At 53.5% G+C, this 16,876-nt stretch carries 15 protein-coding genes and 1 pseudogene; 10 read left to right on the top strand and 6 right to left on the bottom strand.

The features are described 5' to 3' along the window. Positions 1 to 75: 75 nt before the first annotated feature. The gene (locus RTM06_RS00925; RefSeq protein ID WP_312179238.1) at positions 76 to 984 is read right to left on the bottom strand and encodes a LysR substrate-binding domain-containing protein; all 909 of its coding nucleotides are present in this window, start codon (positions 982 to 984) and stop codon (positions 76 to 78) included. 130 nt (positions 985 to 1,114) lie between these two features. Here RTM06_RS00925 and RTM06_RS00920 point away from each other — a divergent pair, with 130 nt between their 5' ends. The 7 genes from RTM06_RS00920 (at position 1,115) to RTM06_RS00890 (ending at position 9,056) form a co-directional block, all read left to right on the top strand. Continuing rightward, the gene (locus tag RTM06_RS00920; protein WP_293794415.1) at positions 1,115 to 2,425 is read left to right on the top strand and encodes an MFS transporter; all 1,311 of its coding nucleotides are present in this window, start codon (positions 1,115 to 1,117) and stop codon (positions 2,423 to 2,425) included. A 14-nt stretch (positions 2,426 to 2,439) separates the two neighbouring features. Continuing rightward, positions 2,440 to 3,528, top strand: a complete 1,089-nt coding sequence (locus tag RTM06_RS00915) for a tartrate dehydrogenase (protein WP_312179234.1) — start codon at positions 2,440 to 2,442, stop codon at positions 3,526 to 3,528. Between the two features lie 140 nt (positions 3,529 to 3,668). Then, positions 3,669 to 5,075, top strand: coding sequence for an MFS transporter (locus tag RTM06_RS00910; RefSeq protein ID WP_312179233.1), 1,407 nt, complete (start codon positions 3,669 to 3,671; stop codon positions 5,073 to 5,075). A gap of 415 nt (positions 5,076 to 5,490) precedes the next feature. Beyond that, a complete protein-coding gene (locus RTM06_RS00905) occupies positions 5,491 to 5,673 on the top strand; it encodes a general stress protein (protein WP_101761861.1) in 183 nt (60 codons plus the stop codon). 70 nt (positions 5,674 to 5,743) lie between these two features. Then, positions 5,744 to 6,256 (top strand): ferritin-like domain-containing protein, encoded by a 513-nt coding sequence (locus RTM06_RS00900; protein ID WP_137386456.1) that lies wholly within the window; start codon positions 5,744 to 5,746, stop codon positions 6,254 to 6,256. 129 nt (positions 6,257 to 6,385) lie between these two features. Beyond that, positions 6,386 to 7,003 (top strand): glutathione S-transferase, encoded by a 618-nt coding sequence (locus tag RTM06_RS00895; protein WP_312179228.1) that lies wholly within the window; start codon positions 6,386 to 6,388, stop codon positions 7,001 to 7,003. 10 nt (positions 7,004 to 7,013) lie between these two features. After that, positions 7,014 to 9,056 carry a pyridoxamine 5'-phosphate oxidase family protein gene (locus RTM06_RS00890; protein WP_312179226.1) on the top strand — a complete coding sequence of 681 codons (2,043 nt, stop codon included), beginning with the start codon at positions 7,014 to 7,016 and terminating at the stop codon, positions 9,054 to 9,056. A gap of 51 nt (positions 9,057 to 9,107) precedes the next feature. Here the strand turns inward: RTM06_RS00890 and RTM06_RS00885 are convergent, their stop codons facing one another. The 4 genes from RTM06_RS00885 to RTM06_RS00870 all read right to left on the bottom strand — a co-directional run bounded on the left by RTM06_RS00885 (position 9,108) and on the right by RTM06_RS00870 (position 13,046). Continuing rightward, positions 9,108 to 10,022: a hypothetical protein gene (locus tag RTM06_RS00885; protein ID WP_409455781.1), complete on the bottom strand. Its 915-nt coding sequence runs from the start codon at positions 10,020 to 10,022 to the stop codon at positions 9,108 to 9,110. 470 nt (positions 10,023 to 10,492) lie between these two features. Next, the gene (locus RTM06_RS00880) at positions 10,493 to 10,918 is read right to left on the bottom strand and encodes a hypothetical protein (RefSeq protein WP_312179222.1); all 426 of its coding nucleotides are present in this window, start codon (positions 10,916 to 10,918) and stop codon (positions 10,493 to 10,495) included. 62 nt (positions 10,919 to 10,980) lie between these two features. Continuing rightward, entirely contained in the window at positions 10,981 to 12,369 is a 1,389-nt protein-coding gene (locus tag RTM06_RS00875) for an ATP-binding protein (RefSeq protein ID WP_312179220.1), read from the bottom strand. Next, positions 12,369 to 13,046 carry a response regulator transcription factor gene (locus tag RTM06_RS00870; protein ID WP_312179218.1) on the bottom strand — a complete coding sequence of 226 codons (678 nt, stop codon included), beginning with the start codon at positions 13,044 to 13,046 and terminating at the stop codon, positions 12,369 to 12,371. The genes RTM06_RS00875 and RTM06_RS00870 overlap by 1 nt, the downstream gene beginning before the upstream one ends. Positions 13,047 to 13,252: 206 nt before the next feature. Between RTM06_RS00870 and RTM06_RS00865 the strand changes: the two genes are divergently transcribed. Beyond that, on the top strand, positions 13,253 to 14,089 hold the full coding sequence (locus tag RTM06_RS00865) for a MipA/OmpV family protein (RefSeq protein WP_312179216.1): 837 nt from the start codon (positions 13,253 to 13,255) through the stop codon (positions 14,087 to 14,089). A gap of 70 nt (positions 14,090 to 14,159) precedes the next feature. Here the strand turns inward: RTM06_RS00865 and RTM06_RS00860 are convergent, their stop codons facing one another. Next, positions 14,160 to 15,044: a LysR family transcriptional regulator gene (locus tag RTM06_RS00860; protein WP_312179214.1), complete on the bottom strand. Its 885-nt coding sequence runs from the start codon at positions 15,042 to 15,044 to the stop codon at positions 14,160 to 14,162. A 129-nt stretch (positions 15,045 to 15,173) separates the two neighbouring features. Between RTM06_RS00860 and RTM06_RS00855 the strand changes: the two genes are divergently transcribed. Both RTM06_RS00855 and RTM06_RS00850 read left to right on the top strand, forming a co-directional pair. After that, positions 15,174 to 16,571 (top strand): amidohydrolase family protein, encoded by a 1,398-nt coding sequence (locus tag RTM06_RS00855; RefSeq protein ID WP_312179212.1) that lies wholly within the window; start codon positions 15,174 to 15,176, stop codon positions 16,569 to 16,571. A 14-nt stretch (positions 16,572 to 16,585) separates the two neighbouring features. Beyond that, a pseudogene (locus tag RTM06_RS00850) lies at positions 16,586 to 16,799 on the top strand (hypothetical protein). Positions 16,800 to 16,876: the final 77 nt, after the last annotated feature.

Raw genomic sequence — 16,876 nt, 5'->3', positions numbered from 1 at the left:
TGGGAGAATATGCCACCCCGCAGCAGACAGTTCCCTCTCCCATTTATGGGAGATGGTTAGGGTGAGGGCCAGCGATCACAACTTCGCCGTCAGCTCACGCTGATGCTCATGCAACAAACGCAGCATATCCAGTAGAAAACGATCTTCGTTGCCCTTCTGCCAGGCAATGCTCAGCGGCAAACCTCTAATCTCTTCCGGCAGATCCAGCGCGATATAACTGACGCTGTCGCTGTTCATGGTGCGATAGGAAGCGGGCACCACCGCTAATCCCAGTCCGGCAGAAACCAGGCTCAGAATGGTTTGCTTCTCTTCAGCAAACTGCGCGATGTGCGGCGTGAATCCCGCCAGTTTAAACAGGCTCATGGTGAGATCGTGACTGTGCGGGCGTGTGCGGCGGTCGGGAATGATCATCGCTTCATGTTGAAAATCGGCCACCGCCACCAGTTCGCGCTGCGCCAGCGCATGCTGGATTGGCACCGCCAGCACGCAGCTTTCGCGGGTAATAAAGCGCACTGCTAATGTCGCATCAATACTTTGCGGCTCGCGAATAAAAATCATATCCAGCCAGCCCGACTTTAATTTCGGCATTAAATTAATGGTCTTGTCTTCAATAATATGAATATCGCTGTGCGGATGCAGCGGAACAAATAAATTAAGTAACGCCGGCACTAATCCACGCGCGGCACTATCAATTGCGCCAATACGTAATGTGCGACGTTCATCTTTTAATCCCACTTTAAAACGTTTAGCCAGCGCATCAAATTGATCGATTAATTTGCTGGCGTCGTCAAAAAAGAGTGCGCCCTCGGCGGTTAATGAAACATTACGCGTCGAACGATTTAACAGACGCACGCCAAGGTCCTCTTCCAGTAAACGAATGAAGCGAGAAAGTGACGCAGGCATCATTTCCATCTTTTGTGCGGCGCGGCCAAAATGCAGTTCTTTACCCACCGCAACAAAGCAACGCAATTGATTTATATCCACATTCCCCTCACCCGTTGATTATGCAAATAGTTTATATAATCCACATCTGATGATAAGCCAAAGCAAAACTGCATACTGAACTCGATTACAAAAAAATAACACCACCCTACACAATCTGGAGCACTTTAATATGAACTCTCACCTCGAAAAAAGGGTGATGCGTAAAGTGACGTTACGCATTGTGCCCTTCATCATGCTGCTCTACTTCATCGCTTTTCTCGATCGCGTCAATATTGGTTTTGCTGCATTAACCATGAATCAGGATTTAGGTTTCTCGCCCACGGTATTTGGCTTTGGCGCCGGGATCTTTTTCCTCGGTTATTTTCTGTTTGAAGTGCCGTCGAATTTAATTCTGCATAAAGTCGGCGCCCGCATCTGGATTGCGCGCGTGATGATCACCTGGGGATTGGTTTCCGGCTGCATGGCTTTTGTGCAGGGCACCACCAGCTTTTACGTGCTGCGCTTTCTGCTGGGCGTGGCGGAAGCCGGATTCTTCCCCGGCATCATCCTCTATCTCAGCTACTGGTTCCCGGCGGCGAAACGGGCGCAGGTCACCGCCATCTTTATGGCTGCCGCGCCGCTTTCCACCGCGCTGGGATCGCCCCTCTCCGCCGCCCTGCTGCAGATGCACGGCCTGCTGGGCTACGCCGGTTGGCAATGGATGTTTGTGCTGGAGGCGGTTCCGGCGCTGCTGTTCGGCATCGTGGTGCTGTTTTACCTCACCGACCGCCCGGCAAAAGCCAAATGGCTGACCGATGAGGAGCGTGCGTGGCTGGAAACCACCATGCAGGCCGAAGAGCAGGCGCGCGCCGTCAAAAATAGCCACAGCAGCGCATGGCGCGGATTGATGGATAAACGGGTGTTAGCGCTGGCGCTGGTTTACTTCGGTACGTCAGCGGGTTTGTACACGCTCGGCATCTGGTCGCCGCAGATCATCCGCAGCTTCGGCGCATCCTCGATGGAGATCGGTTTCCTTAATGCCTTCCCGGCGGTGATCGGCGTGATCGCCATGATCCTGTGGGCGCGCCACTCCGACCGCACCAAAGAGCGCAGCTGGCATGTGATTGGTGCCTGTTTGCTGGCGGCGGCTGGCCTGATTTATGCCGGTAACGTCAGCACGCTGTTCACCGTGATTATCGCCCTGACGCTGGTCACCGTCGGCATCAGCGCCTCAAAACCGCCGCTGTGGAGTATGCCGACCTTATTCCTGAGCGGCCCGGCGGCGGCGGCAGGCATCGCCACTATCAACTCCATCGGCAACCTTGGCGGCTTTGTCGGCCCGATGATGATTGGCGTGATCCGCCAGCAAACCGGCAGCTATACGTGGGGCCTCTATTTCGTGGCGGGACTGCTGGCGCTGTCGGCCATTGTGGTTCTGCTGCTCGCCGCCAGCGGTAACCGACCGCAAACGGCGAAAATTCCCTATCCTCATACTCATTGATCTGGAGAAACAACATGCGTAACTACTCGATTGCCGCGATTCCTGCGGATGGTATTGGCCCGGAAGTGATCTCAGCTGGCGTGGAAGTGCTGCACGCGTTGACGCGTCACGATCCTCACCTTAAGTTCAACGTGCAGACGTTTGACTGGGGCTCGGATTACTACAAGCAACACGGCGTGATGATGCCGGAAGATGGCCTGCAAACGCTGAAGAAGTTTGATGCGATTTACTTTGGCGCGGTCGGTGCGCCCGACGTGCCGGATCACATCACGCTGTGGGGTTTGCGGTTGCCGATTTGTCAGGGCTTTGACCAGTACGCCAACGTGCGTCCCACCAAAATTCTGCCGGGCGTCACCTCACCGCTGCGCAATCGCGGCCCCGGCGATCTCGATTGGGTGATTGTGCGAGAAAATTCAGAAGGCGAATATTCCGGTAACGGCGGTCGCGCGCATCGTGGATTGCCGGAAGAAGTCGGCACCGAAGTGGCGATCTTCACCCGCGTTGGCGTGACGCGCATTATGCGTTATGCCTTCAAGCTGGCGCAGTCGCGTCCACGCAAGCTGCTGACGGTGGTGACCAAATCCAACGCCCAGCGTCACGGCATGGTGATGTGGGATGAGATTGCCGCCGAGGTGGCGCAGGAGTTCCCGGACGTGCAGTGGGACAAAATGCTGGTCGATGCGATGACGCATCGCATGACGCTGCATCCGCAGAGCCTTGATACCATCGTCGCCACCAACCTGCACGCCGATATTCTGTCGGATCTGGCCGGTGCGCTGGCGGGCAGTTTAGGCGTAGCGCCTACCGCTAATATCGATCCTGAACGTCGCTTCCCGTCGATGTTCGAACCGATTCACGGCTCGGCGTTTGATATCACCGGCAAAGGCATCGCCAATCCCATCGCCACGTTCTGGACAGCGGTGCAGATGCTGGAGCATCTCGGCGAGCGCGACGCAGCGGCGCTGATTATGCAAGGGATCGAATATGTCTGCGCGCAGGGCATTCTGACACCGGATGTTGGCGGCACGGCGAATACCGCAGAAGTGACGAAAGCGGTGGTGGCGTTTATTGAGGCCAAAGCTAGCGTGGCTGAGGCCGTCTGATTTAACCACGTGCGTATGGTTGTGGTCGCCATGAATGGCGACCCTACGACGGCATCAACATTTTGCTAAACAATTCGGTTTGCACCTGCCGCGCTTTTCATTAAAAGTCTTTGCATCCTTCTGTTTTCGCAGGTCCACGCATGATCGACTCAGGCAGAGAAGCCAAACCGAATTCCTATCGCACCCTGCTGTTAGCATTATTGGTCGCAGTAACCTTCTTTATGGAAAACCTCGATGCCACGGTGATCACCACCGCGCTTCCGCAGATGGCGCGCGATTTCGCCTCCAGCCCGGTGGCGCTGAACATTGGCGTCAGCGCCTATTTACTGGCGGTGGCAGTATTTATTCCGATGAGCGGCTGGCTGGCGGAGCGCTTTGGCGCGCGAACCGTGTTTGCCAGCGCCATCCTGATTTTCACCCTCGCCTCAATTTTGTGTGGCTTCAGCGAAACGCTGGCGATGTTCACGCTGAGCCGTATTTTGCAAGGTATTGGCGGCGCGATGATGGTGCCGGTCGGTCGCATGGTGGTGCTGCGCGTCACCGAAAAAAAGGAGATGGTGAAAACCATCGCCTTTATTACCTGGCCGGGTTTGATTGCGCCGGTGCTCGGCCCGCCGCTGGGCGGTTTGATTGTCACATACGGCCATTGGCCGTGGATTTTCTGGCTCAATATTCCGCTCGGCATCCTTGCCATCATCGCCACTGCTTATCTGGTGCCCCAGTTCAAAGCCGAACAGCGGCGGCCGTTTGACGTGCGCGGCTTTGCGCTGACCGCCACCGCCTGCACCTCTTTGATTATTGCGCTGGAAGCGCTCGGGCAGATGCATCTCAATTTTGGTATTCCGTTGTTGCTGCTGGGCGTGTGGTGCAGCTGGCTGGCGTATCGCCACAGCTTCCAACATCCGCAGCCGCTGCTGCCGTTTAGCGCGATGAAAATTGCCACTTTCCGCAATGCGGTAATTGGCGGCTCCTTCTTCCGCGCTTCGATCAATGCCGTGCCCTATTTGCTGCCGTTGCTGTTTCAGCTGGGCTTTGGCTGGAGCGCGGCGCAGGCCGGTGCGATGGTGTTGTGGGTATTTGCCGGTAATCTGGCGATGAAACCGGCGACAACCTGGCTGATGAAACGCTGGGGCTTCCGTCGCGTTTTGATGATCAATGGCGTAATCAGTTTGGTGGCGATGCTCGGCTGCTTGCTGCTCAAGCCGTCGCTGGGTTACTTCGCCATCGCCGCGATTCTGTTTATCGGCGGGCTGTCGCGCTCGCTGCAGTTCAGCTGCTACAACAGCCTGGGCTTTGCCGATGTGCCGCAAAACAAAATGAGCGATGCCTCAGTGGTGTTCAGCATCTTCTTCCAGTTCAGCATGAGCGCGGGCATTGCGCTGGCGGCGCTGTTCTTGCGCGCATCGATGTTGTGGCAGGAACATAGCGAAATCGCGCAGAGCGATATTCATATCGCCTTCGCCGGTGTGGCGTTGTTGGTGCTACTGTCGCTGTTTGACGTAACGCGACTGGAGAAAAACGCCGGTGCGCAGGTGCTGGTAAAATAATCTCAACGCACTATTTATGGTTAAAAAGCAGAAATAGTGCGCTTCGCTTAAAATAATCCCTTTTTTATTAGCATTTATATTTACTAAACCCCTTTTAAGATTATGGCTAATGATCTGGTCGCCACTCTCTGTCTGAGAAATAAATAAAAGCATCAGGAATGTTAATTTATTTCATCACGTTGGAAGAGAAAAAAGTTATAAGCGCAGCGGTCAATTATTTTCTCTCACCCATTAATCGCGAAGCTTTAATTATTTTTTTTGCCAAATCAAATTATTTTAAGTATGTAAAATAACTTAACGATTTCAATCCTCTTAGGATAATTCCTAATTGCAATTGGTTGTACGTTTGGCTTTTAGGGCTAACCTTAAGTAGCAAATGAAATATGCGTTATCCCCTCTATCTGAGGTATTCATTATGACAGCACCACGTGGCGGTTCTGGCAATTTTGCCATGGACCCGGAAAGAGCCCGCGAAGCGGGTAAAAAAGGCGGCCAATTAAGCGGCGGTAATTTTCGTAATAATCCAGAGCGTGCGATTGAAGCGGGACGAAAAGGCGGTAAAAAAAGCCGTCGAGTCGTCGATAAATCTCCCGCATAACGTTATTGCGGCTGGCCGGTAATTCGGCAACAGCCGCAATCTCCTTTTATTTATTTGTCAGGAAAATATTATGAGCCACAACAGCGAAGAGCACTTTCTCGATTGGGTAAAAGATGCCCATGCCATGGAAAAACAGGCTGAAAGCATGCTGGAAAAAATGGCCTCGCGCCTTGAACACTATCCCGACCTTAAATTGCGTATCGAACAGCATATTGTTGAGACCCGTGAACATCAGACGCTGGTGCAGAGCGTGATCGATCGCTACTCCACTTCTCAATCGGTATTGAAAGATCTCGCCGGCAAAATCTCCGCTTTCGGTCAGTCGATTGGCGGCGTGATGGTGGAAGATGAAGTGGTGAAAGGCGCGATCAGCGGCCACGTGTTTGAGCACCTTGAGATTGCCAGTTACACCTCACTGATTGCGGCGGCGCAGCATCTCAACGATCACGAAAGTGCCGATATCTTCTCGCGCATCCGCGAGCAGGAAATCGCCATGGCCGACTGGACCTTGACGCATTTGCCGGACGTGACCGAACAGTATTTGATTCGCTCCGCTACGCCAGGCGTGGAAGCTAAGAAGTAGCTCCGGCATGATTCTTCCATTTTTCGCAACAATGACTTCGCTAACCCGGCTATTCTGCCGCTAAATTGTCTGTGCGAACCTTATGGCAAGGCTCGGGATCATCCCGAGCAACACCTAAGGAACCGCAATATGAAACTCTATCACTTCCCGCTTTCTGGCCATGCTCACCGCGCACGTCTGTTCCTGTCGCTGCTGGATTTGCCGCATGAGGTTATCGATGTCGATCTCAAAACTGGCGAAAACAAAACGTCGGAATTTCTCGCCATGAATCCGTTTGGTCAGGTGCCGGTGCTGGAAGATGACGGCGTGTTTATTGCCGACTCCAACGCCATTCTGGTCTATCTGGCGAAGAAAAGCGGTCGCAGCGAATGGCTGCCGGAAGATGCCGCTGGCGCGGCGGCAGTGCAGCGCTGGCTCACCGTTGCTGCCGGAGATATCGCCTTTGGTCCGGCAGCGGCGCGGTTGATTACCGTGTTTGGCCGCCCGTTCAATCCGGAAGAGGTGATTGGCCGCGCACATCTGGTGCTGTCACGCATTGAGCAGCATCTCGAAGGCCGTAAATGGCTGGTCGGCGATGGCCCGACAATCGCCGACATCGCGCAGTACAGTTATATCGTCGGTGCGCCAGAAGGCAATGTCGATCTCTCCGGCTATCCGGCGGTGAACGCGCTGTTGCGTCGTATCGAAGCGCTGCCGGGCTTTGTGCCCTTTCCGCAAACTGCGGCTGGCCTGCGCAGCATCGCCTGAGTCCACCATCATGAGCAAGAAACTATCGGTTTGGCATCAGGGTGAAATCGCGCTGCAGCAGCAGGCGGGCGTGGCGGAACGCATGGCGGACGTCGGCCAGCGCGTAATCCGCGATCACATGCCCGATCAACATCGAGACTTCTACGCACAGCTGCCGTTTATTGTGGCGGGCAGCGTTGATGCGCACGGCGATGCGTGGGCCACGCTACTGGAAGGCCAACCCAGTTTTATCTTCTCGCCGAATGCCAGCACGCTGGATATTGAGGCGCGTCCGCATCAAGGCGATCCGGCGGCGGCGGGCATGCAGGATGGCGCGCCGGTTGGGCTGCTCGGCATCGAGCTGCACACGCGGCGACGTAACCGCATGAACGGCGTGCTGCAGGCGATTGGCGGCGGTTTTCGTGTGCAGGTGGAACAGAGTTTTGGCAACTGCCCGCGCTATATCCAGCTGCGTGATTTTCACTATGCCCGCGATCCCGCCGAACCTTATCGCGGAGAGGTGGAAACCCTGAGCGCGCTGGATGATGCCGCCCGCGCCACCATCGCTGCAGCCGATACCTTCTACGTCGCCACCTATACCGAACGTCAGGTTGATGCCTCGCATCGCGGCGGTAAAGCGGGCTTCGTGCGCGTCGGTGAAGATGGCCTGCTGACCATTCCCGACTTCAACGGCAATCTGTTCTTCAACACGCTCGGCAACATTCACCAGAATGGCAAAGCGGGATTGCTGTTTGTCGATTACGCCAGCGGCGACACGCTGCAACTGAGCGGCGATGCCGAAGTGATTCTCGACTCGCCAGAGATCGCCGCCTTTCAGGGTGCCGAACGGCTGTGGACGTTTCGCCCGCGCCGCATTGTGCGTCGTCGCGCTGCCCTCGCCTTGCGCTGGTTCACGCCGCCGGATGGTATCGCACCCAGTTCGCTGATAACCGGCGACTGGCAAGCTGCCGACCAGCGCCTGCGTGCGGTGGAGCTGGCAGCGCGCTGGCGCCCGTTCAAGGTGCTTAAGGTGGTGGATGAAAGCGCCACGATCCGCTCATTTCATTTAATGCCGGATGATGGCGCGGGTTTATTGCCGCATCTGGCGGGTCAACATCTGCCGATTCGCGTGCAGCTGCCTGGAAGCGAAAAGCCGCTGATGCGCGCCTATACACTTTCGGTCGCGCCGTCGGATGGGTTTTACCGCATCAGCGTCAAGCGTGATGGCGCGGTTTCGCGCTACCTGCACGCTCATCTTCACATTGGGGCTACGCTGGAAGCGCGTGCGCCGGCGGGTGATTTTACTATCGATGCCAGCGAACCGCGTCCGGCGGTGCTGCTGGCGGCTGGCGTGGGCATAACGCCGATGCTGGCGATGCTGCGACATCTGATATTCGAAGGACAGCGCAAACAGCGCCTGCGCCCAACGTTCCTGTTTCAGTCGGCACGCAGCAAGGCCGAGCGCCCTTTCGTGCGCGAATTCGACCAGTTGCTGGCGGCGGCGCAGGGCGCAGTGAAACTGGTACGCGTGCTGAGCCAGACGGCGGACGCAGAAGCGGATATTGATTACGATTTTGCCGGCCGCATCGATATGGCGCTGCTCTCGCGGGTGCTGCCGTTTAACGATTACGACTTCTATCTGTGCGGTCCGCCGCAATTTACCCAGGCGCTGTACGACGGGCTGCGCGCCTTGAATATCGCCGACGATCGCATTCACGCCGAAGCCTTTGGGCCGTCGTCGCTGCAGCGTTCCCGCGTAGTGGTGGCCGAAGAAAACCCGCTATTGCCGGTGGCAACGCAATCGGTGCCGGTGAAGTTTATGGATTCGCTGAAAGAGGCACGCTGGACGCCAGATGCCGGTTCGCTGCTGGAACTGGCGGAAGCGCGAGGCCTGAGTCCGGCGTATAGCTGTCGCGCCGGACATTGCGGCAGCTGTAAAACCAAACTGCTGCAAGGCGCGGTGACTTACCCAACGCCTCCGAGCGCACAAGTGGCGGATGATGAAGTGCTGATCTGCTGCGCAATGCCGGCGCAGCAGGAAGGTGAGTTACAGGCGATTCAGCTGGCGCTGTGAGTGACGAGGTTTACCGCACTTTGCCTTTATAGATGGTAATACTAATTTTCATTAAAAACTCATGGCCAGCCCCACGCCATATCCCTGGGTATTATTTCCGAACATATAACGTGCCACTATTCGTGTACGACTGATAAAAACCGGATATTTACTACTATCAAGCTCGAGCCCAACACCTAATGAATTTAAGCTATCGAATCCTAATTGCCCACGCTGCTCACCCAAATATTCAGTGCGTGCAGCTTCAAGCACATAGCGCAAAGGACTACCTAATAACGTCCAATCTGAAATTGGAGCACGACGACGCAAATAGAGTCCGAGATTTTCCGCCGTAGCACTCCCGCTTACCGCATCAGAAGTATTGCCGAAACTATTGAGCTCTTGGTATGAGTAGCGCAACTCAACATCTATATCCTGCTCTTTGCTAAATAATTCATAATCCAGCATTAACGATCCCCCCAAGCCATACGCATTGAGGCGGCCACCATCCAGAAATTTGTAGTCTGCATCATTAAATTTTTTTTGCAGAACATAAGCGCCAATACGCAGATCACTGGCCATTGTACCTAAGGTGAAATTTGCGATGGGTCGCAGAACCCAATTGCCGCCGAGCTTATCCGTATGAAGTTTTATATCCCAGCCAATACCGCCAGTCGCAGTTAAGCTATTCCATTTAACCGGAATTTTGCGGCTTTCATTGCCATTAGAAACAACAAATTGAGGATCATAACGGCTGTAACCGAGTGTACCTTCGAGATAGAGAGGAAATTCTTCACTAAGCGTTGCACCGCCGCCAAACTGCGTAATTGAAAGCGAGTTTTTTTCTTTGGTGTCAGCACCGATATTGAGGTCACTTGCGGTGACATCCGGTACAACCGTGTAGCTCATCAGGGAAAGTACGGCATTCGCGCGACTTTTTAGGGGGGTATCATCTGTAGCAAAACTGGTATAACTCATTAGAAGCATTACGCTAATTTGAATAATTGTTATACGAGAAAAGAAAAGAGCCATGTTTTACCCCAGATGTCACACCTCATGAGTGATGTTTTCTTATTGCATTGCAGCACCGCATATTTACTAATAAATCATTTACTTTATTTTAGACCGACCTATCTAATCGAAGGTTATTTTCATCATTATTTTTCCCTAAAGTGACAATAATCATAATAAGTAGTCACTTATTGATGGTTGGCAAAACGCTGCTGGAAAAATGCTGATCACGAAAGATATTCGATACGGCAGATTCACATCCATTTAAGAAAGAATATTATTTTTTCCAGAACAGCCTCAACCTAATGCAACCAACGTGAATGACAGCTCAGAGCGAGAAGCAGAAGTTTGAAGTGGCTCTCACCTCTGATGAAGGTATGACTTAAAATTGCGGTGTTAATCAATGTGGCGCAAGTCATATAACTGGGATGTTTCGCGGTGTCGCGCTAGCACGTTTTATCGCCGTCAGCCCAGCGCTTGATATCAATTATCTTTGGCGACCGAATTCCCGTGCTCAGGACGTTCTTGGTTGTATACAGGGAGACCTGTGCGTTGTCACCATGCCGGCTTTCGATCTCAATTAGCGTGTTATTTATCAACAATCCCTGTGAAAGGAACTTTTGATTAATCTCCCCTGCTTTGCGCTCACCATCAAATTCGCTCAGTACGATGACCGGATTTCCTGAATATGCCTCATATTCGAGGCACTGTCTTGCCATGTACCTTAGGGTTCGATAAGTATCAGATGAGCCTGCCTTGTTCACGAAACTGCCGTCAAAAGAGGATTGGCTGCTTTTTAGTTCACTGACCGTAATAGCGCATCCGCTGAGTAAGAGCGAAATTAACAGGCTTGCAAGAACAACGTATTTCACTTTTTAACTCCATCATTCAGGTAAAGGCCCTCCGCCTGGGCGGATCAACGTTGTCTTTGCTTTCAGGCGGACTTGTGATTTGGGAAATCAACCGAAACCATCAGCCCACCTTCTGCCGACGTACTGAGGCTTACGCTGATGTTGTGTTGCTGCGCAACGGCTTTAACGATGGCAAGCCCCAGCCCACTCCCGCTTTGTATCTGGTTAGGATCCCGAAAAAATCTGTCAAACACGCGCTCCCTCAATTCAACGGGAATGCCAGGCCCTGCATCTGAAACACGTAACTGCGTGGATTGATTTAAGGATCGTAATTCCACCTCAATGCTGCCGCCCCAGGGGCTATACTTCACGGCATTTTCAACTACGTTATCGATAAGCGACATCAACCGTTCCCTGACGCCAGTCACCCAGATTTCCTCTTCGGCGTAAAATTCAAGTTCAATCCTGCGTTCCGCCGCGAGCGGTGCCAGCCCGGCCATGCGTTCTTGTATGAGCGTTGTCAGCGGCAAAGGCTCCATCACCATGTCAATGCGCGCTTCACTGTGCATCAACAGCAGCAACTGATTGACCAGACGAGCCGCACGGCTGTTGCTGCGAACAATGCCCGCAAGCAACTCTTTATGGCTGTCACTGCTCACATAAGACTCCAGCGCCTCAACATTGATTCGCATCGCCGCCAGAGGGGTACGTAACTCGTGAGCAGCATCGGCAATGAAAACGCGCTCCCGTTCAGTGCTTTCCCGCACCCTGGCAAGAAATCCATTAACCGCGTCAACCATCTGACGAAGCTCCCTGTGCTTTGGCACTGCTTTTAAGGGCGAGAGATCGTCAGGCGTGCGCAAGGACACTTCATTTACCACCTTATTCCATGGGCGCATTGCAATGCGGATCGACAGCCACGCAGGGAACAAGAGAAAAGGAATGCATACCAGCAGCGGCATCACGTAGTAGCCGCGCGAGTTCAGGTAGATAAAGAAATTCCAGCCTCCAGCAGGGGTGATAAGCGTGACCTCTGTGTCGGCGTCCCTGGACTTTAAGGTACGGCTGTTCCAGGCGCGACCATCACTCTCCACGCGCTCAATTTTTCCATAACGACTATTTATCACTCCGACTGGCGCACCATCAGAGGCATAAATTATCTCTTTATTCTCGCGTACGATAAGGCTGATTGAGAGTGCTGGATCTTCACCGCCGCCATAATTTTCCCGTACTGCCTTACTTAATGCAGCCAGCACATGCGTTCGCTCCTGCGGGCGATCGTCCATACTCTTAACCACCGTAAAAATGGTTTCGTACGTCTTACTGCCCGTTAATATCGGCGGACTACGTAAGTCCTCCCACAAAACGTAAGTCAAAAAAAGACACCAGAGCAGAGTGAGCAATAGCATCTGCGCTACCATAATTCGCCGTACGAACGTTGGGGTTCTCAGGTGGCGCCAGACATTTTGCATCAACCTGCCCCCTTCTGAATGGCTACGGTATCAATGACATACCCAACGCCCCTCACCGTTCGCACATAGCCTTCGCCGATTTTGCGACGCAAATTCCCCATATGCACATCAAGCGCATTACTCATATTTTCTTTTGCGCCGAAGATCCTTTCTTCCAGAAAACTACGAGTCAGCACGCGGTCAGTGCGTAACATCAACGTTTCAAGCAGCGCGTATTCACTTGCCGTCAACTCAACATGCCGTGCATTCACGGTCACGCGTCGTGTGGGCACAAACAGTGATAATCCGCGAAGTTCTATCGCCTCGTTCTGAAAACCATAACTGCGGCGCGCAAGCGCTCTCACCCTCGCCAGCAACTCGGCGAGAACAAACGGTTTGACGAGATAGTCGTCTGCACCCGCGTCCAGCCCGGAAAGGCGATCGTGCAGTGTGCCTCGCGCCGTCAGGATGATGACGGGAATTCTCTTAAGCTGCTGACGCAAGCACCCCATCAGGCTCATGCCATCGCCATCGGGTAATCCGAGGTCGAGCAACACAAGTTCAGGCACACAGACATCAAGCTGATGCTGCGCATCCTCTTTGCGGCGAACCCATATAACATCAAACCCTTGATCTGCAAGGGCAATACGTATGCCGTTACCGAGATCCAGGTCGTCTTCAATTAGGAGTATTTTCACAATGGTTACGGTATCAGCAGTGAATGAAGAACGTCTGAAGAAAAAAACGGTATCAGGAAATCTATCAGCTTTGCAGCATCTGTGGTTGCTTCACCCTTTCTTCATTTTTGGCTCATGAGAACTTTAGCGGGCGCATCCAAAATGAACGTTCTGGCGGTTACAACCCGCTTGCATCGTCATCATTTGAATGCATAAGGACTTCTTTAATGAGAAATAGCACACTGCGTCATAAGTTCCCCCTTTCACTCACGGGGTGCAGCCTGAAAAAAATGTTGTCGGGCGCAGTCCTGGCGTTACTGGCCACCCCGATACTGGCGGCAGCACAGAATCAGGGCAACGCGTTGACGGTGGGAGGCGGCGCGAACGTGACGCCACGCTATTCTGGTTCGGACAAAAGCCGCGTCACGACTTCCCTGGTGCTTGATTACACCATGGAAAATGGTTTCTTCGTCAGCTCCACGCGGGGCATCGGTTATGGCAATAACATCGGCAAATTTGATTACAACGCGGCGGTGAGCTATCGCGCAGGCCGTAAGGATCGCGACGTGGACAGTGACTCCCTCAGCGATGGCAGCGACTATTTGCGTGGTATGGGCGATGTCAAAGGCTCGGCTCTCGGTGTGCTTGGCCTGGGATACGGGGTGACCGACTGGCTCAATTTGCAATTGCAGGCTGAAGTGCCATTTTCTGAACAAAACAATGGCACGGCACTGCATTTTGGCATTCATAGCCCGCTTTATACTTCACCGAATAATACAGTAACGCTGGCGCTGACCGGCAGTTGGGGGACGGACAAATACATGCAGACTTACTACGGAGTCAGTGCATCTCAATCGGCCGCATCAAGGTTTATCCGATATGATGCCGGGTCGGGTATTTATGCCTGGTCGATGAATATTGACTGGACACACATGTTCAATGAGGATTGGAGCGTGATTGCCGCAGCAGGCGTTACGCAGTTAACGGGAGATGCGCGCAATAGCCCGTTTGTGCAACAAGAAACATCACCCACCGGAAGCCTGCTGGTAACATACCGCTTCTGATCGTTATTCAATGTGTGTTTCCCGCCAGCTTAGGGCACTAAGCGGACACGCAGACATCGTAGCGGCGATTTTAAAGGATGTCGGTCATCCATTCAGTAAAGGCACGCACCGTGGGAGAAAGGAAGCGTTGATGCGGGTATAGCAAAGTGACCGGGACTGAAGGCGGCTGCCAGTCGGCCAACACTTCGACCAGCGCCCCCTTCTGCAGATGTTCAGAGACAATATTCTCAGCAAGCTGCGCCAGTCCGAAGCCTTCAAGACACATTTTTATATAAAGACCCGTTTCATTCACAGCGGCGTTTCCATTTACTGCTACAGACTGTATTTCATTGCCACGAACAAAATGCAGTTCATTTGAGCGCCGGGTCGAGGCGGAAAAATAATGGATCGCACGATGCTTTAGCAACTCTTCAGGTGTCTCGGGAATCCCGTATTCATTGAGATAGTCTGGAGAGGCACAGGTTATCCATCGAAACCGGCCAAGCGGTCGGGCAACCAGCGAGGAGTCATTGAGCTCACCGGTTCTAATCACACAATCCACGCCCTCCTGAACCAGATCGACTTGTCGGTCACTGACACCGATCATCAGATAAATATCCGGATAATGTCGGTAAAAATCCTTGAGCTTCGGCATAACAATGAACTGAGCGATCCCACAGGGCATGTCAACTCGTAGACGCCCCTGAGGACGTTTGACAGAATCTGCAAGGCTGGATTCCGTGTGTTCTATTAATGACAGGATCTCCCGGCACTGTGCAAGATACTGTAGGCCTTCAGGAGTGAGGCTGACGCGCCTTGTCGTCCGGTTTAGCAGACGCACCTTCAGGTATTTCTCCAGGTTTTTAATCGTACTGGTGACGGTGGAAGAAGGCAGTGACAGTGTTTCTGCAGCGCGTACAAAACTCCCGGCTTCAGCAACCCGTGTGAAAACCTGCATAGCCTGAATCCGATCCATCGTGTTTCTCCCGGATGAAGTTAGCCTGATTGTTCGGGAATTATGAATTATGAAAACGTTTTACGCATCTTTTTAAGGTCAATGGTGTGGCGTATCGTTTCCCCATTAATCAGAAAAGAGGCCGGTTTAATGACCGATTACATCAGAAATATTATTCATAATCAGAATGTCACTTCACAGGCCACGTTGATTCGTGGCGCTACCCTACTGAGCATGGACGAGAACGTCGGTAACATTGAACGCGGTGATATTCTTATTAACGGCTCAATGATTACCGCAGTGGGCCAGCACCTTGAAGCCCCGGGTGCGCAGGTCATTGATGCCACCAACATGATCGCCATGCCGGGAATGGTCGATTCTCATCGTCACGCATGGGAAGGACAGCTGCGCCGAATTAACCCAAACGCTACCTGCCTGGACGACTACAGCAACGCCACGCACTTATCCTTCGCTAAATATTACCGTCCTGCCGATATCTATGTTGGCAATCTGCTGACGGCGCTGGGCGCGATTGACGCGGGCATTACCACGATGATCGATAACTCGCACAACAGCCGAACCGCAGCGCATTCCGATGCCGCCGTCGAAGCCTTACTTGATACCGGCATTCGTGCCATTCATGCTTCCGGCGCACCGGTTGCTGGCGAATGGGATAAAGCGCACTGGCCGGGAAACTGGCAGCGTCTGCAGGATAAGTATTTCAGCGATAACCCTGAAAGCCTGGTCTCTCTCGCCGTCATGGCTCAGCTGGAGCCGGAGTTATGGGCCGAGGCCCGCAGGCTGGGACTGTCGATTGTCACTGAGTTCTTTGGCGCTGAGATGGGGTCTGAACTTGAGTCGCTGCATCAGCAGGGGCTGCTGGGTCCGGATAATATTTTCAATCACTGCACGGCGCTGCCCGACCGGGGATGGAAAATTCTCCAGGAGGCCGGTGTCCGGGTTAATGTCTGCCCGCGCTCAGATTCGCACTATGGCATCGAAAGTGGGCTGTTCGCCATTGAGGCCGCGCAGCGTCATGGCATCAATCCTGGCCTGAGCGTAGACAATGAAACCTCGTACAGCACCGATATGTTTATGGAGATGCGCGTCGCCTTTTACCTGCAGCGCGTGATGGGCATGCATCAGCAGCAGTGCTGCGATTCTGAACATGCGCTGAAAACGCTTCCGGCGGCGCAACTTCTTAAAGCTGCGACTCTTGATGGCGCTGCCTGTGCAGGGCTGCAGGACAAAGTGGGCAGCCTGACGCCGGGCAAACAAGCCGACCTGGTGCTGATTAGCGTCAGTGATCTCAATCTTTACCCGTCCGGCAATGCTTTTGGCACGGTGGTTCATGCCGCCGAGCGCAGCAACATCGATACTGTCATGATTGGTGGACGCATCGTTAAACAGAACGGTAAGGTGCTGGGCGTAGACAGCGCGCGACTACGAGCGGCGATTGATGAGTCGCGTGAGCACCTTTTTGCAGCCTCTGGCTACCAGCCTGACATTTTTGCTGACACCTTCCTACCGCTGGTGCAGGCCGACTGACCAGGATGAAAAGTATGGGTATGATCTATTACGTAATCGCGTTTGCCGCAGGTCTGTGGATCACCCTGCAGACGACCCTGAACAGCCAACTGGCAAAGGGGCTGGGCGGCGGCCCGGTCACTGCGGCGTCCGGTTTCGTTACTCAGGCTGGGGGGTATGGTTGTCATGCTGATCGGACTTGCCGTCATGCTTTTCGGCGATCGGCTCTCTGCACGTTTTCTGCAGTAACCGCGTTATCCACTTTTGCCATCGTGCAGGACCTTTCATATCTGCAGGATTATCATGTTTTCAATTGCAGCTGAGGT

Source organism: Pantoea sp. CTOTU46764 (assembly GCF_031974595.1).
GTDB lineage: Bacteria > Pseudomonadota > Gammaproteobacteria > Enterobacterales > Enterobacteriaceae > Pantoea > Pantoea trifolii.
This window is presented reverse-complemented; position numbering and strand designations above follow the sequence as displayed.